This window comes from Acidaminococcus sp. (assembly GCA_022482815.1).
Classification (GTDB): Bacteria; Bacillota; Negativicutes; order Acidaminococcales; family Acidaminococcaceae; genus Acidaminococcus.
In genome coordinates this window covers 1758270-1782980 of record JAKVOM010000001.1, presented here as the reverse complement: position 1 = coordinate 1782980, position 24711 = coordinate 1758270, and the positions used below count along the sequence as shown (strand labels likewise).

Sequence of the window (24711 nt, the reverse complement as noted above, 5' to 3'; positions counted from 1 at the left end):
ATGAAAGGAAAAGGTTGTGAAGCAATGTTACTCCACTATGTCAAAGCCGATCCAAGCGGCAATATTACTCTTTTCGTACTAGAAAATGTTCCAGATGCTGACAAAGCAAAGGTCAATGCGGCGCTGCTGAATCTTGATAAGACGGCAGAGCAGGTTGGCTGCTATTCGCAAAAAGGAAACGATGTCTATGTCGCTATGATGGGCGGCGAGTTCTGCGGCAATGCTTCCCGCTCGGCGGCAGCGTATGCCCTGCAGCAGTCCGGTAAGGATAACGGTACCTTTACCGTCCACTGCTCCGGATGCGACGAACCACTCCCAGCAAAAATCAGCAAAGTTTCCGATACTGTTTTTAACGCGTCGATCAATCTTTCCCTGCCGCTTTCCGTAACGGCTGAGACGATTACGTGCAATGGTGAAACACACGAAATCACGCATGTCGTCCTTCCGGGAATTGACCACTATATCTTCCTGACGGACTCCCTTGACGAGCTCGACCAGAAAGCCTGGTGGAAAGCACTCCAGGCCCACGTCCGCGAAGGCAAGGAACCGGAAGCGTACGGACTCATTTTCTACGAAGCAAAATCCGGACGCATGGTACCGGCTGTCTTTGTGACGGCGACGGGTACCCTCTATTGGGAAAATAGCTGCGGCTCCGGGTCTGCGGCACTCGCGGCAGCCCTGGGAATCAAAAATGGAAAATCCTTCAAAACCACCCTCCATGAGCCGGGTGGTCCCATTGATATCATGGCTGATGTGACAGGCGGCAAGCTGCAGTCCATCGCCATCGGCGGGCCTGTAACCCTCTATCCTTCTTGTGCAACCGACTTCTAAAATCACAGGCATCCCGCCCACGACAGAAAAGAGGCCGTGAAACAATGACTGCCATTGTTTCACGGTCTCTTTTTCATGTGTCGCTGACCGCAGGTCGCCCATGGATACAAAATTGCCAAGGCAATTTTGCTCTGAACATATAAAACCCCAGTCATCAAGCTGCCTGGGAGAGTAAAAATAAAAAGGCGCTTTTGGCTTTTGGCATTTAGCCTCATCTGCAGCAGTGTGGTAGGACTTTTGATTCAAAGAAAAAAATAAAACCTAAAATTTAGCAGCTAACCTAAATTTCAGGTTTTATTTTTATAAGTTCAAAGAAAAATGCCTTAGTCATTTTTCTTCTACGGGCGGAATGCGGACAGCGGGCTGCGGAAAGCGTGAAAAAATGGGCTGTGAAACAATGCGTACGCATTATTTCACAGCCCATTTTATTGTATTTTTGGTGCCGAAGGCCGGACTCGAACCGGCACGCTGTTTGGGCGCTTGATTTTGAGTCAAGTGCGTCTGCCAATTCCGCCACTTCGGCAGCTACAGTAGCAGGGCTACCATAACGGTGTTATTTTAGCACCCGAGTGGGCTTTTGTCAAATGAGGGCACAACGCACATCGGTGTGGTATAACCCAAAAAATAGCCACGCAATGAACAACGCTTTGGCGCTGTCGCGCATAAAGAAAGCTTTGACGCTGTGGCCGCCAACGGCGGCGAAGAAAAAAGCTATCCTCCGCCACTTCGTGGCCCCTCCTCCTTTCGAAGCCGCATGGCGGCTTGAAAGGAGGTCCGGGTGGCAACATTGCGGTTTGGTTTGGATTTTACTTTTTCAGTACTGTCAGCGTGTACCCGTTGGTATTGATGGTGCCCTGGTTATCCAATGTCGTTACGGTCGAATCGTTGTCGAGGGTCCACACAGCACCCTTTTCAATCTTCAAATTGATGTGCGAATCGGACGACGAGCCATAGAGGTTGTCCATGGAGTTAAGGCTGCCCGTAAAATGAGAACCTTTGCCCAGGGTCATATCGAGGGAAGAAACGGAGTCGATTTCGATATCCCCGTTGATGATCTGGTCTTTCGTCGTCAGTTTGCAGTTACCGCCGTTAGCGCCGGCCTGGCCCCAGCCGCGTTCGCCGCTGTTGCCATTGACGCGGAGGAACAGGGCGGAAGAATCGTCGGTCTTGATATCGACTTTCTTAAGGGAAATCTCGCAGTCCGTATTCGTAACGTAGATAGCGTCCCCTTTATGGGCGACCAGGCTGCCGCCTTCCATGGAGAATTTCGCCGTTCCCGGCTCGGCGTCACCGCTCATGGATTGGTAGATCATGACACCGCGCACGTTTTCTTCTTCAATCGTACGGTCCCCCATCTTGCGCTTGTCAGCCATGTTGCCTTCCAGCGTGCAGTCCTTGAGGGAAATGCTGTTCTTACCTTCAATGACGGCGGCTTCCGAATTTTCTGCCGAGAGAGCTGCCTTTTCCACGGAAATCTGAGCCGTTGAATAAATGGCAGGAGAGCCGTAGCCCGTCGTATGGAACGTGCCTTTCTTTACGTTTACGGTACCGCCGCCCCGGTCGGAACGGATGGAAGCGGAAGAATTGCCCGCCGTCGTCACGTTGACGTTTTCAGCTTCCATCGTAGCTCCGCCCGTCGTCTGCAGACCGCCGGAGTTATCTCCCTTGGTGTTGATTGTCACATTCTTTGCTTTGACGACCGTGCCCTTGCCATAGCTGAAAAGGGCATTGCCGTTTTTCGCATTGCTTTCGATCGTGGAATTTTTGATCTTGAGCTGTGCCTTATCCGTAGCGAGAAGTGCAGCGTTCATACCATAAAAATCGCCGCCTTCCGTGCTGGAAGAAGCACCGCCGTTTTTACTGATTTTGACATCGCTCAGGCTGACTTTGGCACCGTCTACCCGCAGCGCGTTTTCATCATCGGAAGAAGAAGTATATGATTTATCGGAAATCGAATCGTTCTTTTTGATCGTCGTTTTCGAGCTTCCCTGCGTCACGTGATCGGGAGGCTGAAACCCTTGTCCGCCGCCGGGAGGAGGCATCATCTTGCCATCAGGCGGGGGCATCATTTTGCCGTCGGGCGGAGCCATTTTTCCATCTGGCGGCGGTCCCGGAGGCAGCCCTTTGTTCGTAGTGGAAACAGAAGTCTGCGCACTGGTATTTGTCTGGCTTTCTTCAGCAAATACCGGCAGAGCCGTCCCGATAGAAAGTGCGCATAAAATTGCAAGCACCTTGGAATATTTCATATCCATTTACTCCTCTTCAATCGAAATCGTTTATTTCTACTATACACAGGGAAAATGAAGAAAAGGTGAAATTGAGGTAAAAAAAGTGAGTAGTGGCGAGTTGTATGTACAATCGTAGTGGAATTTATTTTGGCAGATGATAATTGGGAAAGCTGTGGCGCTTCGCGCGTAAAGAAGGAAACTATCCTCCGCCACTTCGTGGCCCCTCCTCCTTCCGACTGCGTGGAAGGAGGTTGCAACGTAGCCAAACCTCCTGACGTCGGTTTGCCTTAAAAATATAAAAAAATCGCTGCAGTATATTCTTTAGGGACCTTCCTCGACGTCGCTTCGCGACATTGAGGAAGGGGGCCCGCTTGCGGGGGATGATGACCATCTTATTATTTTTTTACTAAATTTTTAGTCTTTCTCTGGTTATAAAAGTACTAATGGACATTTCAGCAGCTACATTCAGGAGTGCTGCTGTTTTAAAATCTCTCTTATTTACCCTTACTTGTTATCTAACTGAATATCCCCCGCGGTCGTGTGCGCGATTGCAGAAGCAATCGACGCCAATAATAAAAAAACGCGGCCTTCGGCCGAATAGGAAGCTCACGCAGCTCCTTCTCGTCGCTGCTTCTGAGAAACTTCGCGGCGTGGGGAGCCGCTGACTCAATGAAATATCTCCAGATTCACGCAGATATGTCCTTTCTCTCTAGGAGACAAGGTGCCGGTTTACCGGGCGTAAGCCCAGTCCTTGTCGACAACGAGAGAACGGCATAGATGTGCGAAGATGGGATGTTGAATGAGCCAGTGGCTCCCCTAACTCCCGCGGCGCTGCGCTTGCGGATCGTTGGCGCTCAGTTCCGGTCCCTCCTCGTACAATAGCGTATGAGGGAGAATTTTTTATTTGCATAAAATAAACATTTCCCTTCATAGTCAACTATCCTGATGCTACAATCTCTGTATGGAGATTATGGCCAGGCAACGTCTTTGGTCCCCCCTGCGACCCGATTCTATCGGTGATCGCTCAAGAAGCTTGACGCCTGCCTCGGTTGCCATATTCCGCGAACACAGATATTGCGTCCTTGGGCGAGAGTGGTGCCAGTACCGTTTTTATTCTCACAGGTGTACGCTCGTTAGCGAGGGTGCGGTCAGCAGCCGAGATCAGGATACCCCTGACTATCTTCTCTCATCCTTAGCCGGAAAGGTGGTGATTCAAGTGAAGACTAAAGACTTTCTCACTACTCTCTTTGTCGGCATCGACGTTGGTTCTCGAAATAACGTCGTTGCCCTTTTAGACTTTGAGTCCAATAAGCCGCTTGAAAAATTCACAGTAGCAAACAACACACCCGGTACTAAGGAATTAGTCCAGAAGTTGTTAATCTTCATGAAAGGACATAGAAATCTTACCAGGATTCGAATTGCTTTCGAATCCACAGCCTTGTACGGCATTCATCTTGCCAACTATCTCTCTACGTGTAAGGAGTTGCTTCCTTTTGGAACGCTTGTATTTTGTCTCAATCCCAAAACAATCCGTAACTACAAGAAATCTTTCATCGACCTGGGTAAAAACGACAAAATTGACGCTTTCGTCATTGCCGACTTTGCCAGGGCCAACCGGATCACGACCTCTCCCTGGAGGGGAAGTCAATACCTTGCTTTACAAAGATTGACCCGGCAGCGTCTCCATTTCACCAGAGAGCTGGCACGTGAGAAAAACTATATGCTCAGCAATATTTTTCTCAAATTCAGTGAGCTGCCTTTACTCGCCAAGGGAGAACGTCCCTTCTCCGATATGTACGGAGTGACGAGTTCGGCCGTACTCACTAATTTTCTAAGTACGCAGGAAATTATTGAGACTCCCACGGAAGAGCTCATTCATTTCATCTGCAAAGAAAGTAAGCATACTTGTCCGGACCCCAAGGCTGCAGCTGAACTTTTGAAGAAAGCTGCCGAGAATTCCTATCACCTGGACAGGCAGTTTGATGAACCAATTACGTTAGCAATTGCTTCCTCATACGTATTGGTCAATACCTATCAGCAGCAGATCAGGGTCATAGAAAATGCTATCAAGAAGACTATCCGGGGGCTGAATCCCAATGCCTTTGAGGCTTTGATGTCAATCCCAGGGATTGGGCCAGTCACCGCCGGTGGACTCATTGCAGAAATTGGGGACATTACTGCATTTTACTCGGAAGAAGCGCTGGCCAAACAAGCAGGGCTTGTTTGGCGCGAGAACCAGTCAGGTTCTTTTAAATCGGAAGAAACTCCATTAAGCAAGGCAGGGAATCCATTCTTGAGATATTACATACTCGAAGGCGCCAGCCATGTGAAGGACAAGGATGAAGTTTATTCCGAATACTTCCACAAAAAATTAGCTGAAGTGAAGACACATCAGCATAAACGTGCACTCGCTTTGACCGGTCGTAAATTGACCAGGCTGATCTATAGATTACTGGCAAATGATCAGCTCTACTCCCCGCAAAGAGGAGTAGTACAAAAAAATAGATAAGAAGTAATATTATCCAGATTTTCCTTATTTTTTTTCAACGATTAAGGAAAGTCTTATTAAGTATACCCTTTTTTAGAAAAAGAATAAGAAAACTACCCACTTTAGGTACTTGACTTATTACCAGATAGCTTCTTCCTCGCTGCGCTCGAAGAAGGCACGAATGTAGTCGCCAAAGCTCCGCTTTGGCAAAATATAATAAAAAATAAGAGCATACGCTCATAAAGGAACGTACACCCCAATACCACACTGCTTTTTTAATTGTTTCTGATGGACTCTGCTGCAAGACAGCCGCAGATACGCGAAAGACCGGATTGGGGCCACGAAGGCGGAACTGAGCGCCAACGATCCACAAGCGCAGCGCCGTGGGAGTTGTCGTCGCGAAGTTTCTCAGAAGCAGCGACGAGGAGGAGCTGCGTGAGTTTCCTTTTCGGCCGAAGGCCGCACGACTGGTCGCAGCCCGGTTCGACAAAGTCCATGCCGCAGGGAGCCAATGATTCAATGAACGGCTTCAGATACATGCGGATGCGTCAGCTACGCAAGAAGACAATCCGGAGGGTTACCGGGTGTAACTCGAGGAATTGTCGACACAGTGTAACTGGCGCAGACACATGTAGATGAAGCTGCGAATGAATCACTGGTTCCCTAATTCTGCAGAGGACAGCGGAAACTTCCTTAGAAAGAGCTCTGCCTCACGATGCGCGCGAGACTTGTCGAACGCCAGCGTGAGGCAGGTGCCTTTGTGCCTTTTATTCCCAGCTCTTCCTTCCCGCCTTATCGGGCAAGCCCATCCGTACTCTGTATTTATTCACCGTTCTTCTGGAAATACAAATGCCTCTTTCTTTCAGTGTATCCGAAATAGCCTGATCGCTCATGGGATGTTTCTTATCTTCTGCATCAATGAGCTTCCGAATCTGCAGTTCGACCTGCTCCTCTGTACACTGTGCTGTTTCCGCAGTATCAGCGGCACTGACGCCCACGAGGAAATCCCCCGCAGGGAAGGAACCCCAGCGGCAGGCAATGACTTTGTGCTGCAGCGCCCGGCTCACCGTAGAAATGGCAAGTCCTGTATCTTCGGCGAGATCCGCCAGTTTGAGCGGCACTTTATGCCCAGGCCCGTAACGGAAGAAGGCTTCCTGATGCGTTACAAGCGCCTGCAATACCATCTGCAGCGTTTCCGTGCGGCCCTTGATGATCTGCTGAAGCTCTTTGGCCTTGCCAATCTGTTCCTTCAGATAGGCCTTGATTTTCGCATTATCCGTCGTTTCCGCAATGGATAAATAATCCTGGTTCAGCACCAGCCTCCCGCCCCAGGAATTATAGACGGTAAGCGTCAGTCCCTGCTTTTTTGCTTCCACAAAAGCATCTTCATGCAAAAATTCCACAGGGCCCTGCTGCAGATACCCTGCTCCCGGCTTCGGGTTCAAGGCGCGGATCTGCTCTCGTGCCGCGAGGACTTCCTGCTGTGATACATGAAAGCGGGCAGCCAGTGCCGGAATCTGATTGCCGGCAAGGAGTTCCAGCCCGTCCCGAATGATTTTTCGGGCCAGTACGTTATCCTGCGTCTCAGGCTCCAGCTGCAGGAGAAGGCATTCCGTGAGATTTCGTGCAGCTACGCCGGCAGGTTCCATCTGCTGGATTCGGTGCAGAATCCCTGCGGCTTCTTTTTCCGAAAGTTCAAAAAGGGCCGCCGTCTCCGCCAGGTTTTCTGTCCAATAACCGCGGGCATCGAGCGTCCCCGCAATATAGCAGGCAAAACGATGTTCCTTTTCAGAAAGCTTCAGGCAGCCGATCTGCTCATCCAGTGCCTCTTCGAGCGTCACTTCCCGCCGCCCCGCATTTTCTACCGGATCCGGCAGCGGGTCATCGTCCGGGTCCACGGGACGCCGGCATACCTGCCTAAACGAAGGCCCCATCTCGCGAAAAGAAGGTGCCACCGTTTCCTCGGGAAATTCCAAAACAGGATTTTCGGCGACGGCCTTGGCAATATAATCGTCAAGCTCCTCCCCATTCATCTGGAGCAGCTGCATCTGCTGGACAAGACGTGCGGAAAGCTGAAGTTTCTGGTTAAGCTGGAGTTTCATCGTAAGCGGCATTTTTTAGGCACCTTCTTCTATGGAATTATCGGATTAGATTAAATAACGCACATCACTAGTAATATTTTAGCACATTAGTAAAAGAAAGTGGGTAGTGGATAGTGGCGAGAGGTTAGTACTGTAGTGCGGGCAGCTACTTTGGATTCTTGATGTAGAAAAGAATGGGCAGTCAGTGGGCCTTCGGCAGAAAGGGTCGTCGAGTAGACGGGTCGAGTTGCCTCGCCCGCCCCTCACAGAACCGTACGTGCGGTTTTCCCGCATACGGCTCTTAGAATAATCTTTCAGCACCATATCTGCACTCTTGCACTCGGTGCCTTAATTTCTGTGTCGCAATTTCCATTATGGTAACCTCTTTGTGTTACCTTCTGTTTTGAGACAGAAATCGATTATTCTTTGCCCCCTTCGCTCCGCCTACTTTCATAGGTTTCATCACTACTATGAGGCAATCCGACTACTGACTCAGCTTTTGCCAACCTCCGTACAGTTAAGTATTTAAGTCAGCATACCACTGTCCCTTGGACTGAGTCAGTTCTCCCAGGTACATGAATAGTGTTTGTGTACTCGCCGTGCACTTGGACCCCGATGGAACTCTGTGCAGTTCTCGCCGCAGTTTCCTGCTAACGAACTGTACGCTTCTGCCTGCGACCGGTGATAAGGTATCGGCTTCCATATTACGGTTAACGAGGCTGATTCTGCTTTACGCCTTGCTCATCGCATTTGGCATTACGGCTCTCACACTCCCTGTCTACGCTTCATGCTCACCTCACGGCTCTGCATGCAAGACTCGGTACCAGCTGCTTGCTAGACTTTACTGGATTCGGACTTTCACCGAACTATACTATTCACGCCGAACTGGCGCACATCACCCACCGCTAATCGGAAGGCCCGATGACATCGGGCCTTCCTGCGGTTCCCCCTCTTCAATGTCGCGCAGCGACGTCGAAGAGGGTCACTACTGCCCTGATTGGGGATTGGTGTGGATTTTACAGCGTTGCTAAAAAAGTTGTAAAACCAAAGAAGCTATCCCTCCATCGCAATTGTCACCGCTTCCTTACGTCAGTGCTGACTGCGGTTCTCCTTGTATCATATGAATAAGGACTTTACCTCCTTTTGGGGATAAAGTGCTACACTGTAAAAGATGCTGTGGATTGGTTAATGTCCTCCTACCGATAAACGGTTTTATGGAGATTCCGACCACAGCTCTTTGCAGCGATGTTAATAAGTTAGATACCGCCAGACGGTTTATATAGAACAAGGATACATGGCAAAGAGTTTGTGGACTCAGCATCATATCTTTATCTTTGAGGAGGTCTTTTTATGATCTACGTTGGAATTGATGTATCTAAGAGCAAACACGACTGCTGCATCCTTGATTCTGAGCATAAGGACGACTACGAGGAATTCACGATCCCCAATACCCGGAATGGTTATGACCACCTGCTAAAGCGAATTTTTTCCTACAATCAATCGGTAAAAAATATAAAAGCAGGGCTGGAGGCCACCGGAGAGTATAGTGTGAACATCACCAGATTCCTGTTGAACAATGGCCTAGCAACCTGCGTTCTCAATCCTCTGCTGACGGATCAATACAGAAAGAGTCATAGCCTTCGCAAAACTAAAACCGATCGCATTGACGCACACTTCATTGCTTGCATACTTATGTCCGATTTAGACCTCAAGCCCTACGTACCCCAAGAATACCACAATAAAGTCTTGAAGTCACTAACCAGGACTCGCTTTGGATGGGTTCATGAACGGTCTCTAAAAAAGCAAACCCTTACCCGTATAATTGATACTAGCTTTTCTGAACTTCCACAGTACATAAACCTGGATTCTGCTACCGCTCACGCTCTCCTTAAGGAGTATCCCACTCCCGAGAAAATGGCGAACGCAAATTTGAAACACATGAAAGAAATTATCTACAAAACATCCAAAGGCAGGTTAAGTATGGATCTGGCTGAGCAGATTCGTAACGCTGCAAGGCATTCCGTAGGTCTGGGCAAAAGCGATATATCTACTGAAATTAATGTAGTGGAAACAATACACGATATTGAGGTAAAAAACGAACAAATTCAAAAAGTTGAGTCCAGAATTAAAAAACTGTTAGAGGAACGTAAAGAACCGTTACTTACAATCCCTGGGATTAGTATTGCTACAGGGTCCGCAATTTTAGGAGAAATTGGGGATTTCTCCAGATTTTCCTCCCCCGACAAGATACTGGCCTATGCCGGATTTGCGCCCTCTAAGAACCAGTCAGGCCGGCGGAGTGGAATAGGACCGAGTGCCCATATGGAGAAAAGAGGATCACGATATCTACGTCATGCTCTCTTCAATGCGGCAAGATTCGTCTGCCAAAATGAACCAGCTTACAAAGAATATTTGGCAAAGAAATTAAGCGAAGGAAAACATTTCTATATAGCAATCTCTCACGTAGTTAAAAAGTTAGTACGTCTAATCTATGCACTTCAAACGAGAGGAATCCCATACAAAACACCTGCTCAATTAATGCTTCAAAGGCAGATAAATACTGGCTCCGATTCACAGGATTTTGCACTTGACATATGATAGTTAGTCTCCTTTCGAAGCCGCGGAGCGGCTTGAAAGGAGGTCCTAGAGGAATTCCAAACCTGACGGTTTGGCTTTATTAAGGCGAGCGGGGCGGCTTGGAAGAAGGTTGCAACGTAGCCAAACCTCCTGACGTCGGTTTGCCTTAAAAATATAAAAAAATCGCTGCAGTATATTCTTTAGGGACCTTCCTCGACGTCGCTTCGCGACATTGAGGAAGGGGGCCCGCTTGCGGGGGATGATGACCATCTTATTATTTTTTTACTAAATTTTTAGTCTTTCTCTGGTTATAAAAGTACTAATGGACATTTCAGCAGCTACATTCAGGAGTGCTGCTGTTTTAAAATCTCTCTTATTTACCCTTACTTGTTATCTAACTGAATATCCACCGCGGTCGTGTGCGCGATTGCAGAAGCAATCGACGCCCACTGCGGTTCCTCCTTCTTCCTCGCTGCGCTCGAAGAAGGCACGAACGTAGTCGCCAAAGCTCCGCTTTGGCAAAATATAATAAAAGAACAAAAAAATAAGGCATACGCCCCATATAGAAACGTATACCCCAATACCACACCTCTTTTTTAATTGTTTCTGATGGACTCTGCTGCAAGACAGCCGCAGATGCAAGGAAGGAGGCCTTAGGGACCCGAGATAATACAAAAATAGTATATCGAGTGGTTCCTAAGGCCTCCTGACACAGCAAATGCGGTTGGATTCTGCAGAGGACAGCGGAAACTTCCTTAGAAAGAGCTCTGCCTCACGATGCGCGCGAGACTTGTCGAACGCCAGCGTGAGGCAGGTGCCTTTGTGCCTTTATTTAAGACTCTTCCCCATCCCCTTCTCAGCCCACTTAACAACACTTCCGTCATGAATCCTCTCCCGTAGCCACTCAATATGCGGATAGAGGAACATATCTTCTTTCATGACAGGAACCTGCTTTTTGATTTCTTTCAGCACGTTTGCCGTGGCCGGGCTGCGCTTCAGTTCTTTCTTGACGAAAGGCTGTGCTTCGTAGTCCGAAAGCAGTTCGATAGCGAGGATGTATTCGAGTTTTTCAGCCATGGTGCAGGATTTCTTTGCTGCGTTATAGCCCATGGCCACGTAGTCTTCCTGGTTGCCGCAGGTCGGCGTGTTGTCGATGACGGCCGGCGTGGACAGAATCCGCATTTCATTGAGGAGCCCTGCCTGCGTGTACTGCGGAATCATGAGGCCCGAATTGAGGCCCGGATTCTGAATCAGGAACCACGGATATCCCGAAAGGTTTTCATCAATCATTCTATTGTTGCGCCGCTCGCTCATCTTGGCCAGCATGGTTGCCGCAATGCAGGCGGAGTCCATGGCCACACCGACGTAAGCAGAATCGGCGTTGCAGGCGGAAATGACTTCTTCGTTGCCCTTTTCCGGCCAGAGAATCGGGTTATCGCAGCAGGAATTCATTTCGATTTCAATGGTCTTCTTGGCATCATTGAGCGTCTTCTTGGCGGCACCGTGAAGCTGAGGAATGCAGCGCAGGGACAGCGCATCCTGGACGCGGGTACCCTTTGCGGCTTCAATGACTTCGGAGCCTGCCAGGAGGTTCCGGACATTTTCTGCCGTCGCTGCCTGGTCCTTGTGAGGCCGTACAGCCATGACGCGCGGATCAAAGGCGTTCATGACGCCCTGCAGCACTTCGAGGGACATAGCGCCGACGACATCAGCCGTCTTCGCTGCCTGGAGAAAATCATACAGGCCGATGGCCGCCATAGCGGTCGGGCTCGTCGTCCCGGACACCAGAGCCAGCCCTTCTTTACTCATAAGCTGGATAGGCTTCAGTCCGGCCTTCTTGAGAGCTTCTTCACCGCTCATCAGCTCGCCTTCATAATAAGCCTGCCCCAACCCCGTAATGACAAGGGCCATATGGGCTTCCGGGCTCAGATAACCTACGCTGCCGCTGCCCGGTGCAAAAGGAATGAGATTCAGATTGAGGAACTGCCGATACTGCTCGAGCACTTCGAGACGGACGCCGCTGTAGCCCTGACCCAGATTCTGCAGCACCATGAGGATCGTGCCGCGCACCTGCTCTTCCGTAAGGGGCTTCCCCACGGACGTCGAGTGCGTCAAGATAATGTTCTTCTGCAGCTGTGCCGTCTGTTCCTTGCTGATGGCCTTCGTGCAAAGCGCCCCGAACCCCGTCGTAACGCCGTACATCACCTTTTCTTCGTCGACCCATTTTTCTACAAGGGCCCGGGAAGCGTTGACGCGCTTTTTATAATCTGCGGAGAATTCTACTTTTGCATGACCGCGTACGACGGCCATAAACGTATCAAGATCAATCGGTTTGCCCAGTCGTACCGTTTTCATCATTTAGCCTCCGTTTCAATCTGGTCTTCACTGTCGACAACATCTTTCTTCGTTTCCTTGTCGAAGAAGAATACCTTCACAGATGCCAGTACCTGCAGGATAAAGATGACGAGCACCACAAAGCCGCCGCAGGCCGCGAGGAACTTAACGCCGTCGACGCCCTGTTCACCGCCGCCGAAAGCTACCATGATGCACGCAATGGCACCGATGGAAACGCCCCAGACTACTTTCTGCCAGAGAGCCGGTTCTTCGTCGTGACGAGCACCCTTCGTGCAGAGTGCGGCGATCGTCGTGGACATGGTATCAGCCGTCGTGGAGAAAGCGGCAATCAAGGTCACGATGATCACAGGAATCAGGATGGAACCAAACGGAACGGCCTGGAGGAACGTCCAGATACCGGATACAGCGCCGCCTTCCTTAATGGCTGCCACGATATCCACACGGCCGGCCATCTGCCAATCCAGTGCAGTGCCGCCCCAGACAGCAAACCAGATCATACCAAATACAGCCGGCAGCACCCAGTTGATGAGGAGGAACTGTTTCACCGTACGGCCATAGGCAATGATGGCAAAGAAGATACCCATCAGCGGAGCGTAGGCAATCCAAATCGCCCAGTCATACATAGTCCACCAGGTAACGAGTTCCTTGCCGCCTGCAATGTAAGGATCGAGACCCCAGGTCCAGAAATGATCAAGCCAGTAGCCGAGTCCGACGTTGGCAAGGTTCAGGATGTAGACCGTCGGTCCGATAACAATCAGAATGAAAAGCAGGGCATAGAAAATTTTCGTCGTCAAATTAGCCAGCCATTTGATGCCTTTATCGATACCCAATACAGAAGCAATCGTAAACGTAGCCGTAATGATAGCCGTCAGAATTGCCCAGACCAGCGGCCCTTGTTTAATGCCGTAAGCCGTCGTGAGACCGGAGCCGACAAGTGCCAGACCGGCACCCAGGGAAGCAGCAAGGCCCAGACCAATAGCCAGTACGGACAGCGTATCGACAAGCGCCTTCCAGAAGCCCTGCGTCACTTTCTCACCAAAAAGCGGGGTCAGCGAAGCCGAAACGGACAGTTCCTTATGACGGTTGTAATACATATAAGCAATAATAACGCCGGAAAGCGCATACATCGCATAAGGAATGAACGTCCAGTTGTAGAACACGCGGCCCATGGAGAAGAAAATAGCTTCCTGGGAATAAGGCTCAATGCCGAGCGTATTCAGTTCCCCGTAAATATTGCCAAGGTAAATAATCGGTTCATTGACGCCGTACGTAATGAGGCCCGTCGCAATACCGCCCGTCAGTGTCATAGCAAACCAGGCACCGAAGGAGAACTTGGCCTTCGCATTCGGACCGCCAAAACGAATCTTGCCGAGCGGAGAGAACGCCAGCACCGTAATCAGAATCAACGTGCCGAGCGCCACCCACTGATACAACCAGCCGAACGTCTCAAGGGACCAGCCGAAAATGGCCTGCGTCACCTTCGTCAGCCACGCATTGTTCACCACACCTAGAATTGCCGCACCACCGATGACGATGAAGCATGGAATAAACACGCTCCAACGTACATCCTTTTCTTTTTTCGCTTCCATCACCACAAACCTCCTTGAAATATTTTCATCTGTCCCCTGCAGGACCAAATCATTCTCGCTTTGATATACAGCAAATACCGTGCCAATTTTACTTTTTTCGTGAAAAAAGAAGCAGCCGCCTGTCATGCGGCTGTCGGGATTTGCTATGAAAAATTTTAATCGATAAAATGAATTTTTGATGCAAGGATTCTTTGCTGCAAGGAAATCTGGCGCAAGAAAATTGTGGAGGGAAGCTGTGGCGCTTCGCGCGAAAAGAAAGCTATGAAGCTTTGGCCGCCGAAGGAGGCGGGCCTACGGCAGTGTGGAAATAAAAAGCGCTTTTGGCCGAGCCTGCGGCAAAGTGATTAGTGGGGAGTGGTTAGTGGATAGCACCGCAGTGCGGGCAGATACTTTGCGCGGATTCTAAATAGGCAGTTAGCAGATAGCAGTTAGCCGATAGCTGCGGTCAGCGGAAAAGCGCCTTTGGCATTTGGCTTTGGGCCGAGCCTGCGGCAAAGTGGTTAGTGGATAGCACCGCAGTGCGGGCAGATACTTTGGCGGATTTTTAATGTAGAAAAAATGGGCAGTCAGTTGGCCTTCGGCAGAAAGGGACGTCGAGTAGACGGGTCGAGTTGCCTCGCCCGCCCCTCACAGAACCGTACGTGCGGTTTTCCCGCATACGGCTCTTAGAATAATCTTTCAGCACCATATCTGCACTCTTGCACTCGGTGCCTTAATTTCTGTGTCGCAATTTCCATTATGGTAACCTCTTTGTGTTACCTTCTGTTTTGAGACAGAAATCGATTATTCTTTGCCCCCTTCGCTCCGCCTACTTTCATAGGTTTCATCACTACTATGAGGCAATCCGACTACTGACTCAGCTTTTGCCAACCTCCGTACAGTTAAGTATTTAAGTCAGCATACCACTGTCCCTTGGACTGAGTCAGTTCTCCCAGGTACATGAATAGTGTTTGTGTACTCGCCGTGCACTTGGACCCCGATGGAACTCTGTGCAGTTCTCGCCGCAGTTTCCTGCTAACGAACTGTACGCTTCTGCCTGCGACCGGTGATAAGGTATCGGCTTCCATATTACGGTTAACGAGGCTGATTCTGCTTTACGCCTTGCTCATCGCATTTGGCATTACGGCTCTCACACTCCCTGTCTACGCTTCATGCTCACCTCACGGCTCTGCATGCAAGACTCGGTACCAGCTGCTTGCTAGGCTTTACTGGATTCGGACTTTCACCGAACTATACTATTCACGCCGAACTGGCGCACGTCGAGTAGACGGGTCGAGTTGCCTCGCCCGCCCCTCACAGAACCGTACGTGCGGTTTTCCCGCATACGGCTCTTAGAATAATCTTTCAGTACCATATCTGCACTCTTGCACTTGGTGCCTTAATTTCTGTGTCGCAATTTCCATTATGGTAACCTCTTTGTGTTACCTTCTGTTTTGAGACAGAAATCGATTATTCTTTGCCCCCTTCGCTCCGCCTACTTTCATAGGTTTCATCACTACTATGAGGCAATCCGACTACTGACTCAGCTTTTGCCAACCTCCGTACAGTTAAGTATTTAAGTCAGCATACCACTGTCCCTTGGACTGAGTCAGTTCTCCCAGGTACATGAATAGTGTTTGTGTACTCGCCGTGCACTTGGACCCCGATGGAACTCTGTGCAGTTCTCGCCGCAGTTTCCTGCTAACGAACTGTACGCTTCTGCCTGCGACCGGTGATAAGGTATCGGCTTCTATATTACGGTTAACGAGGCTGATTCTGCTTTACGCCTTGCTCATCGCATTTGGCATTACGGCTCTCACACTCCCTGTCTACGCTTCATGCTCACCTCACGGCTCTGCATGCAAGACTCGGTACCAGCTGCTTGCTAGGCTTTACTGGATTCGGACTTTCACCGAACTATACTATTCACGCCGAACTGGCGCACGTCGAGTAGACGGGTCGAGTTGCCTCGCCCGCCCCTCACAGAACCGTACGTGCGGTTTTCCCGCATACGGCTCTTAGAATAATCTTTCAGCACCATATCTGCACTCTTGCACTTGGTGCCTTAATTTCTGTGTCGCAATTTCCATTATGGTAACCTCTTTGTCTTACCTTCTGTTTTGAGACAGAAATCGATTATTCTTTGCCCCCTTCGCTCCGCCTACTTTCATAGGTTTCATCACTACTATGAGGCAATCCGACTACTGACTCAGCTTTTGCCAACCTCCGTACAGTTAAGTATTTAAGTCAGCATACCACTGTCCCTTGGACTGAGTCAGTTCTCCCAGGTACATGAATAGTGTTTGTGTACTCGCCGTGCACTTGGACCCCGATGGAACTCTGTGCAGTTCTCGCCGCAGTTTCCTGCTAACGAACTGTACGCTTCTGCCTGCGACCGGTGATAAGGTATCGGCTTCCATATTACGGTTAACGAGGCTGATTCTGCTTTACGCCTTGCTCATCGCATTTGGCATTACGGCTCTCACACTCCCTGTCTACGCTTCATGCTCACCTCACGGCTCTGCATGCAAGACTCGGTACCAGCTGCTTGCTAGGCTTTACTGGATTCGGACTTTCACCGAACTATACTATTCACGCCGAACTGGCGCACGTCGAGTAGACGGGTCGAGTTGCCTCGCCCGCCCCTCACAGAACCGTACGTGCGGTTTTCCCGCATACGGCTCTTAGAATAATCTTTCAGCACCATATCTGCACTCTTGCACTTGGTGCCTTAATTTCTGTGTCGCAATTTCCATTATGGTAACCTCTTTGTCTTACCTTCTGTTTTGAGACAGAAATCGATTATTCTTTGCCCCCTTCGCTCCGCCTACTTTCATAGGTTTCATCACTACTATGAGGCAATCCGACTACTGACTCAGCTTTTGCCAACCTCCGTACAGTTAAGTATTTAAGTCAGCATACCACTGTCCCTTGGACTGAGTCAGTTCTCCCAGGTACATGAATAGTGTTTGTGTACTCGCCGTGCACTTGGACCCCGATGGAACTCTGTGCAGTTCTCGCCGCAGTTTCCTGCTAACGAACTGTACGCTTCTGCCTGCGACCGGTGATAAGGTATCGGCTTCCATATTACGGTTAACGAGGCTGATTCTGCTTTACGCCTTGCTCATCGCATTTTGGCATTACGGCTCTCACACTCCCTGTCTACGCTTCATGCTCACCTCACGGCTCTGCATGCAAGACTCGGTACCAGCTGCTTGCTAGGCTTTACTGGATTCGGACTTTCACCGAACTATACTATTCACGCCGAACTGGCGCACATCACCCACCGCTAATCGGAAGGCCCGATTATATCGGGCCTTCCTGCGGTTCCCCCTCTTCAATGTCGCGGAGCGACGTCGAAGAGGGTCTCTACTGCCCCAATTGGGGTATTGGTGTGAATTTAACAGCGTTGCTATTGAACCAATTCCTGTTGTCGTACTGAATACCCACCGCAAGCGGTCCTCCCTCTTATTTTTTTACCAAAAAACAAGAGGGAGGGTGCCTTAATTCAAGTTTGGTTTGGATTTAACAGCGTTGCTATCGAACCAATTCCTGTTATCCAGCTAAAATGCGTTTTTTCCCTTCCAAACTGCACTACAGTTTTAAATAAGATTATAAAAAATTTACCGCAGCGATTTATTTATTTTTTCAGGCAAACCGACGTAAGGAGGTTTGCTACTTTGGGACCTCCTTCCAAGCCGCTATGCGGCTTCGGAAGGAGGAGGGACCGCTTGCGGGGGAAGATAGCTTCTTTTAATAAAAATAAGGCATATGTCCTATTTAGAAACGTATGCCCCCGATAACAAACCTCTTTTTTAATTGTTTCTGATGGACTCTGCTGCAAGACAGCCGCAGGGACGCGAAAGACGGGCGCGGGGCCCAGAAGATGTACACAAATAGTACCTCGATGGGTCACGCGCCCGCCTGACAAAGTCCATGCCGCAGGGAGCCAATGATTCAATGAACGGCTTCAGATACATGCGGATGCGCCAGCTACGCAAGAAGACAATCCGGAGGGTTACCGGGTGTAACTCGAGGAATTGTCGACACAGCGTAACTGGCGCAGACACATGTAGATGAAGCTGCGAATGAATCACTGGTTCCCTAATTCTGCAGAGGACAGCGGAAACTACCTTAGAAAAAGCTCTGCCTCATGATGCGCGTGAGACATGTCGAACGCCAGCATGAGGCAGGTGCCTTTATCGTCCCTGATCAGTTTTTATCCCGAACTTCCGCAAATGATACTGATAATTCTGCCTCGTCATCTTCAACCTCTCTGCGGCCTTCGTTACGTTCTTTCCGCAGACCAGGTACGTTTCCCACAATATATTGCGCTCGAATTCGTCCATGAGCTCGGTCAGGCCCTTCTCCTCCGCCGTGCTCGACTCAAGGGGCTTCGGCTGCGAAGAAGGACGTTTTTCTTCGGTATGACGGAGAAAATACGAGGGCAGATCATCTTCATCGAGTACCCCGTCAGAAGAAACACTCATGGCGTAACTCAGGATATGGAACAGCTCGCGCACGTTGCCGGGCCAGTTGTGCTCCCTGAGCCGCTTCCAAAAGGCCGGCGTCAGCTCACGGACGGGTCGTCCGGCAAACTGAGGATGATTCTTGATAAAGTAATCCACCAGCTCGGGCAGATCTTCCATGCGGCTGCGCAGCGGCGGAATTTCGATGACCACAGACGCCAGACGGTAAAAGAGATCCTGTCGGATTTTTCCGTTTTCCGCCAGCCGGTACAAATCCTCGTTACTCGAAGAAATCACGCGGACATCGACAGGAATATACTTCGTGCTCCCGATGCGCTGCAGAGTGTGTTCCTGCAGCACGCGGAGCAGCTTGGCCTGCATCATGGGGCTCATGGAATTCACTTCATCGAGAAAGAGCGTACCGTGGTTTGCCGCTTCGATAAGGCCCATCTGATCGACACTTCCCGTGAACGCGCCCTTGACCGTGCCAAAAAGCATACTTTCAATAAGGGATTCCGGAAAAGCCGCGCAGTTGACGGCGATAAACTTTTCCTTGCGCCGCGAGCTGAACCGATGGATACTCTGAGCAAAAATTTCCTTGCCGCTTCCCGTCTCGCCCTGAATCAGAATGTTAATGTCCTTGACGGCCATCTGCTTGGCCAGCGTAATGGCGTCCTGCAGCGCTTTGGAAGAGCCAATCAGATTATCAAAAGAATAGCGCACGTCGCGGTTTCCCGCCAGGTGATCCGTCATGTGGCTCGTCAGGATTTCCTCGATATGACGCAGCTTCGGGATCTGATGCTTCACCGAATTCATATCCCGCTCCACCGAATACGCCCCAAGGAGCGAGCCGTCTTCCCGAAAGACCGGATGCGCCTCGACCACCGTCATAAGGTCCTTGCCTGTCGTCGACTTGTAGCGGTCGAAACGATTGTACACGGAATTCTGCGTTTTCAGCGCAGTAAAGACAGAACTGTAGTCCGGGTCCAGATTAAACACATCAAGGAGCTGCTGCCCCTCCGCCGATTCCTTGAGAGGAATCCCCAGGAACACCTTGCTCTCTTTGTTAAAGAACTGGATCATCCCGTCCTTGGAATAGAGCTGTATAATATCTGCCGACCCGTCAAGAGCCGCTTCCATCAGCTTCTCCCGCACCGGTTCGTGCCGCATCAGTACGCACGAACCATAAGACAGCGTCAAAAGCGTATAAGTAAAGCGATGGTTCTGCCAGGTAACCTCGCCCCTTGCCTTATCCCACTGCATCTCAGGAACGTCCGGAAGCGGCTTGCCAATCAGCGCCGCACAAGCCTTACGGACAGTATCGTCCGTCCCGAGCCGGCTTCCAAACTCCACCTTGCGAACCGTCGCCCCTTCGTCGAGAAGGAAGGCCATATCGAAAATATAATCCATAGGAATCACCTTTTGTATATGCAAGTGAAAACGTACGATTATGACAGGATTAGTATATCAATAATGGATGGAGGGTTGCAAGGAGAGAAGAAGGCAGAAAGTGGTTAGTGGCTGGTGGTTAGAGGTTAGTACAATCGTACGGGCAGCTGCCTTGGCTGATTCTTAATGTAGAAAAGAATGGGCAGTCAATTGGCCTTCGGCAGAAAGGGGCACTACTGCCCCGATTGGGGTATTGGTGTGGATTTAACAGCGTTGCTATCGAACCAATCCCTGTTATCGTACTGAATACCCACCGCAAGCGGTCCCCCCTCTTATTTTTTTATCAAAAAACAAGAGGGCTGCTACACAAATTGGGGTGTTGGTGTGGATTTTACAGCGTTGCTATCGGACCAATCTCTGTTGTCCGACTGAACCTATTCGGCCGAAGGCCGCGGTTTTATATATTTTTGCGATGGAGGAATAGCCTCTTTGGAAAACCCGCGTTTTTCCTCTCACAACTCATAACTCAAAACTCCCAACTTCTCTCTCCTTGCCCTCCCCATCTTTCTGAACTACAATTATTCTAAAATAGGAGCATTATACGAAAGGAAAATCCCATCATGGAAAACTTATTTCATCGCCGGAGTATCCGGAAATATATGGATAAACCTGTAGAAAAAGAAAAAATTACTGCTATCCTGAAAGCAGCTATGGCAGCACCTTCTGCCTGCAACCAACAGCCCTGGCGCTTTTGCGTCGTCACGGACAAGACCAAAATCGCGCAGCTGGCGGCCGTCAGTAAATATTCCGCCTTTGCCAAAGACGCTCCCGTCATCATTGTTCCCCTCTTCCGCTGTGACTGTCTGGTGCCGAAATACGCACCCATCGACCTCAGCGCGTCCACGGAAAACCTGCTCATAGAGGTCGATGCCCAAGGACTTGGCGGCGTCTGGATGGGCGTCTATCCCCGCCCCGAACGCGCTAAGAAAATCCAGCAAATTCTCTCCCTCTCTAAAAAAGAAATCCCCTTTGCCATGGTCGCTCTTGGCTACCCCGCCGAAGAAAAAGAACCGGAAGAACGGTATCGTGATGAGTGGGTGAAATGGGTAGAGTAAAAGCTGTGGCGCTGACGCGCGGAGAAAAGAAACTATCCTCCGCCACTTCGTGGCCCCTCCTCCTTCCGACTGCGTGGAAGGAGATTATAGAAGATAGCCAAACCTTCGGTTTGACTGAATTAAAGCTATGGCCGCCGGAGGCGGCGGGCCTGCGGCAGCGTGGATTTTAATTGCAAAGCGAAAAAGCAGGGCCTCAGCCCTGCTTTTTCGCTTTCTCAACATTTCACTTTTCCTATTAAATATGTCTTAAGCCTGACGCTTAATAACCAATTCACCAAAGAGCAGGCAACCAATCGTCACGGCGAGACCGATGGCAACAGGAATCCATTCAGACTGCACTGCCGCAAATGGCATCACAGCTGCCAGTGTTGACGTAATCGGTGTGAAAACGCCTAAAGCGACGCCGAACCCTTCCCAACTGGTCGATTTATGATCAGCATCCACGCAGCGGGCCAGTGCCAGACCGGATGGCGTACTGCCATGCCCCTGGCCGAACGCCATGAGGCACAGCTCAAACCAATCGTGTTTCATCCAGCGACGTAGCAGCACAACACAGATAAAGAGCATGAGGCAGATAATCACAGCAAGATGAATAAGAAGCGGTGCCAGGAAAGAGGCAAATAACTTCAAATTCAGTGTGGCCGTTGCTGAACATACACAAATGTCCAGTGCTACACCGGAAATCGTATTGACAGATGCTGGATCCGCATACTTATCCGTCCCCGTCTTGCGCATGACGGCCCACAGAATGATAGCACCAACAATGCCGTACAGCAGAGCAGGAATCATTTTCATGACAGAAGCAAAGGCAGGAATCGGCACCTTTGCGAGCGTTTTGAAAAGCGTGCTGCCGATGAAGATGCTGAGCAGGATGAAACCAAGCTGCAGCACGAGACCATTCACGGATTCAGAAGTTACAGAAGCAAAGCCAAGCGGCTTTCTCTTCTCTTCCGGAACGAGAATCGTCATTTCTTTCCCTGCATCCGGATCGACGGTCAGATGGGTAGCCCAACCCCTGTGAACGCCATAGTTCACGAGGGGAATCCCGGCGAGCATTGCAATAATCAGTCCAAACGTTGCCATAATGATGCCGAGGCTTGTCATATTCTGGACACCCAGGGATTCGAACACAGTACCGGCAGTCATAGCGGCTCCATGCCCGCCCCAGTACGTATATACTGTCATAAGACCCCAGCTGTACGGCAAATCTTTCCAGATTTTACCCAGTCCAATGCCGACGAGACATCCGACAAACATCTGCGCAAAATAAGTCAGGACGATAAGGTTGATAGCTCCGAGGTAGTTTTTCATTTTTGTGCGGTTAATAGTTACACCAAAAATTGCACAAGTCAGAACCACGTTAATCATCGGAGTAGGCAATCCATTCCAAGTTTTAGGAAGCTGCACCAGATTGAGCACCTGCGGTCCCATAATAAGAGCTACCACACCGCCAATAAGTCCGGCCGGCAGGAATAATTTTTGAAGAGGTTTAATCAGCTGCAGCAAAATTACACCGGCAATCATAAATACCATTAAGAGCGCCAGATCATTCGTGGCAGTCATAAAGACTTTTCCAGCTGCTACGTTCATTTGTATCCTCCTTTATCTTACACAATGCGATGCAGAGGTTCCTTCCCTTCAGCAAACCGCAGTACATCATCTACGACCATTTGTCCTACCTTTTGCAGCGCTTCCTCCGTATCGGCTCCGACATGCGGCGTCCCGATAAAGTTCGGAAGCGTCAGCAGCGGGTGATCCTTGCTTGGTGGTTCTTCCACAAAGGAGTCGCAAGCAGCCGCCAGAATCGTTCCGTCTTTGAGTGCTCTATAAAGATCATCTTCATTCACGATACCACCGCGGGCTGCATTAATCAAAATCACAGTCTTTTTCATGAGCTTAAACATATCACCGTGAATCAAGTTTTTGGTGTCTTTCGTCAGACCGAAACTGATGTTGATGATATCCGCAGCTTTGAGGACATCTTCCAATTTATCAGCCCGTTTTACTCCGACTTTTTCAAACAGGGCATCAGGCGCCCACGGATCATAGGCGATGACGTCCATACCGAAGCCATTCTTCAAAATGCGGCTGACACGTGCTCCGATGTTCCCGATACCCAGCTGCCCAAGCACTTTTCCTCCAATTTCATGGCCCCGCAGTTCAGGAGGTGCAATACGGGTCACACGGCCGCCCTTTGTGGCCGCATCTACTTCAAGAATTCTGCGGGCGGAAGCAAGAATCAGAGTCACCACCAGTTCTGCTACAGAATCTCCGTTGGCTCCCGGCGTATTCGTAACCATGATGCCATGTCTCTTCGCTGCCTCCAGGTCAATGTTGTTGACACCGACGCCATGCTTAGCAATGAGCTTCAGATTTTTAGCCTTGTCCATCAAGGCACCATCGACTTCAATGCCTCTCAGCAAAATGGCATCAATTTTTTCGATTTCATTAAAATTATCTACAATCTGAACCTTTTCTTCCAGTCTCTTTCTGGCGGCGGGATCAATGAATTCACTCAGGTATACAATCATAACTATCCTCCTCTACTCACTTCAGGGAATCGGCTACTTTTTCCATCAGGGCACGATCCGGATTCTTGCGGTTGATTTTGGACGTTTCTACAATGAGTTGATATAAGTTGACTTTCTTTTCGGCAGCTACTTCCTTGTAAACCGGTACGAAACTGGAATGACAGCCAGCCATACCAAGAATCAAGTCAAGCGGTTTCAGCGGATTGTGATAACCTTCCTTTTCCATAGCCGGCATCAATTTATCATCAATAAATTTCAGCAGCGTATAGAGCGGATATTCCATAGCCTTACCTTCACGCTGGAAAGCAGCGATTGCACCTTCCGTCATGATATTTCCGGCGCTTCTTGCCATGCCCATAAGCCCGCAGTCAATAAAGGAAGCACCCTCTTTCTCCGCTGCCAAGGCGTTGGCAATGGCAAGTCCCATATTGCTGTGACCGTGGAATCCGACAGGAACGGAAACTGCTTTGACCATCGCTTCTGTGTAAGCAGCCGCCTGATCCGGGAACATGTACCCGGCCGAGTCCATAATTGTAATCGCCTGAGCGCCGAAGGATTCCAACATCTTGGCTTCTTCGGCCAATTCTTCCGGTGTAGAAACATACGCTTTCATCAGGCTGAACTTAGCTTCCAAGCCAGCCTTGCGAACCATTTTCACGGCCTTTTCTGCCTTTTTCCCATCGCTGGCATTGATGCCGACACGCAGAAAAGAAAGTCCTTTTTCCTTAGCCAGGGCAATGAGTTCTTCATCAGCATTAGCAGCAGACTGGAACATACCAATGTGTGCTTTCTTCGCAAAAGGCGCCATGACATCTAAATATTCTTCATCGGTAACGGGAGCAACCTTGCCGCCATGTTTCATGCTGCCCAGACCAGTGCAGTGTCCCATTTCGATCGTATCAATATGACTTTCAACGAGACCTTGCAGCATCAGGCGTGTCAATTCTTTAGAAAAACCGGCACCTACTACATTAGCTCCATCACGAAGCGTGCAATCCATGATTTTCATTATCAAAACCTCCTCCAAAACATCGTCGCACTTGTCTAACAATTTCTATATTTCAGAGTTTACAAGGTCT

13 protein-coding genes and 1 tRNA gene are annotated in these 24711 nt (G+C 49.8%); 4 read left to right on the top strand and 10 right to left on the bottom strand.

Going from position 1 to position 24711, the window contains the following annotated elements; all coding sequences use genetic code 11:
• The first annotated feature begins 24 nt into the window (after positions 1-24).
• Positions 25-831 (top strand): hypothetical protein, encoded by an 807-nt coding sequence (locus tag LKE33_07785; GenBank protein ID MCH3950814.1) that lies wholly within the window; start codon positions 25-27, stop codon positions 829-831.
• Positions 832-1268: 437 nt separating this feature from the next.
• On the opposite strand, the gene LKE33_07780 is transcribed toward LKE33_07785, so the two are convergent.
• A tRNA-Leu gene (locus LKE33_07780) sits at positions 1269-1354 on the bottom strand.
• Between the two features lie 283 nt (positions 1355-1637).
• Positions 1638-3077, bottom strand: coding sequence for a hypothetical protein (locus LKE33_07775; GenBank protein MCH3950813.1), 1440 nt, complete (start codon positions 3075-3077; stop codon positions 1638-1640).
• Between the two features lie 1198 nt (positions 3078-4275).
• On the opposite strand from LKE33_07775, the gene LKE33_07770 reads away from it, so the two are divergent.
• Positions 4276-5568, top strand: coding sequence for an IS110 family transposase (locus LKE33_07770; GenBank protein ID MCH3950812.1), 1293 nt, complete (start codon positions 4276-4278; stop codon positions 5566-5568).
• Between the two features lie 254 nt (positions 5569-5822).
• Here LKE33_07770 and LKE33_07765 read toward each other — a convergent pair whose 3' ends face one another.
• A complete protein-coding gene (locus LKE33_07765; protein ID MCH3950811.1) occupies positions 5823-6086 on the bottom strand; it encodes a hypothetical protein in 264 nt (87 codons plus the stop codon).
• 228 nt (positions 6087-6314) lie between these two features.
• The gene (gene rpoN / locus LKE33_07760; protein ID MCH3950810.1) at positions 6315-7661 is read right to left on the bottom strand and encodes an RNA polymerase factor sigma-54; all 1347 of its coding nucleotides are present in this window, start codon (positions 7659-7661) and stop codon (positions 6315-6317) included.
• Positions 7662-8978: 1317 nt separating this feature from the next.
• Here rpoN and LKE33_07755 point away from each other — a divergent pair.
• On the top strand, positions 8979-10226 hold the full coding sequence (locus tag LKE33_07755) for an IS110 family transposase (GenBank protein MCH3950809.1): 1248 nt from the start codon (positions 8979-8981) through the stop codon (positions 10224-10226).
• 807 nt (positions 10227-11033) lie between these two features.
• Here LKE33_07755 and LKE33_07750 read toward each other — a convergent pair.
• From LKE33_07750 to LKE33_07740, 3 genes are all read right to left on the bottom strand, one after another.
• Complete coding sequence (locus LKE33_07750; protein MCH3950808.1) at positions 11034-12563, bottom strand: aromatic amino acid ammonia-lyase; 1530 nt, start codon at positions 12561-12563, stop codon at positions 11034-11036.
• Entirely contained in the window at positions 12560-14149 is a 1590-nt protein-coding gene (locus LKE33_07745) for a BCCT family transporter (protein MCH3950807.1), read from the bottom strand. Before LKE33_07745 ends, LKE33_07750 begins: the two co-directional genes overlap by 4 nt.
• A gap of 4178 nt (positions 14150-18327) precedes the next feature.
• Complete coding sequence (locus LKE33_07740; protein ID MCH3950806.1) at positions 18328-20007, bottom strand: sigma 54-interacting transcriptional regulator; 1680 nt, start codon at positions 20005-20007, stop codon at positions 18328-18330.
• Positions 20008-20606: 599 nt separating this feature from the next.
• Here LKE33_07740 and LKE33_07735 point away from each other — a divergent pair.
• Positions 20607-21101 carry a nitroreductase family protein gene (locus tag LKE33_07735; GenBank protein ID MCH3950805.1) on the top strand — a complete coding sequence of 165 codons (495 nt, stop codon included), beginning with the start codon at positions 20607-20609 and terminating at the stop codon, positions 21099-21101.
• A gap of 246 nt (positions 21102-21347) precedes the next feature.
• Here LKE33_07735 and LKE33_07730 read toward each other — a convergent pair whose 3' ends face one another.
• The 3 genes from LKE33_07730 to LKE33_07720 are packed head-to-tail and all read right to left on the bottom strand — an operon-like array spanning position 21348 to position 24641.
• Entirely contained in the window at positions 21348-22691 is a 1344-nt protein-coding gene (locus LKE33_07730) for a hypothetical protein (protein ID MCH3950804.1), read from the bottom strand.
• A 17-nt stretch (positions 22692-22708) separates the two neighbouring features.
• The gene (locus LKE33_07725) at positions 22709-23632 is read right to left on the bottom strand and encodes a hydroxyacid dehydrogenase (protein MCH3950803.1); all 924 of its coding nucleotides are present in this window, start codon (positions 23630-23632) and stop codon (positions 22709-22711) included.
• A 16-nt stretch (positions 23633-23648) separates the two neighbouring features.
• Complete coding sequence (locus LKE33_07720; GenBank protein ID MCH3950802.1) at positions 23649-24641, bottom strand: hypothetical protein; 993 nt, start codon at positions 24639-24641, stop codon at positions 23649-23651.
• Between the last annotated feature and the right edge of the window lie 70 nt (positions 24642-24711).

Excerpts from the sequence above, each read along its gene's own strand:
- rpoN (MCH3950810.1), bottom strand. The coding sequence starts at position 7,661 with ATGCCGCTTACGATGAAACTCCAGCTTAACCAGAAACTTCAGCTTTCC.
- LKE33_07755 (MCH3950809.1), top strand. The coding sequence starts at position 8,979 with ATGATCTACGTTGGAATTGATGTATCTAAGAGCAAACACGACTGCTGC.
- LKE33_07720 (MCH3950802.1), bottom strand. The coding sequence starts at position 24,641 with ATGAAAATCATGGATTGCACGCTTCGTGATGGAGCTAATGTAGTAGGT.
- LKE33_07725 (MCH3950803.1), bottom strand. The coding sequence starts at position 23,632 with ATGATTGTATACCTGAGTGAATTCATTGATCCCGCCGCCAGAAAGAGA.
- LKE33_07745 (MCH3950807.1), bottom strand. The coding sequence starts at position 14,149 with ATGGAAGCGAAAAAAGAAAAGGATGTACGTTGGAGCGTGTTTATTCCA.
- LKE33_07740 (MCH3950806.1), bottom strand. The coding sequence starts at position 20,007 with ATGGATTATATTTTCGATATGGCCTTCCTTCTCGACGAAGGGGCGACG.
- LKE33_07730 (MCH3950804.1), bottom strand. The coding sequence starts at position 22,691 with ATGAACGTAGCAGCTGGAAAAGTCTTTATGACTGCCACGAATGATCTG.
- LKE33_07735 (MCH3950805.1), top strand. The coding sequence starts at position 20,607 with ATGGAAAACTTATTTCATCGCCGGAGTATCCGGAAATATATGGATAAA.
- LKE33_07765 (MCH3950811.1), bottom strand. The coding sequence starts at position 6,086 with ATGTATCTGAAGCCGTTCATTGAATCATTGGCTCCCTGCGGCATGGAC.
- LKE33_07785 (MCH3950814.1), top strand. The coding sequence starts at position 25 with ATGTTACTCCACTATGTCAAAGCCGATCCAAGCGGCAATATTACTCTT.
- LKE33_07750 (MCH3950808.1), bottom strand. The coding sequence starts at position 12,563 with ATGATGAAAACGGTACGACTGGGCAAACCGATTGATCTTGATACGTTT.
- LKE33_07775 (MCH3950813.1), bottom strand. The coding sequence starts at position 3,077 with ATGAAATATTCCAAGGTGCTTGCAATTTTATGCGCACTTTCTATCGGG.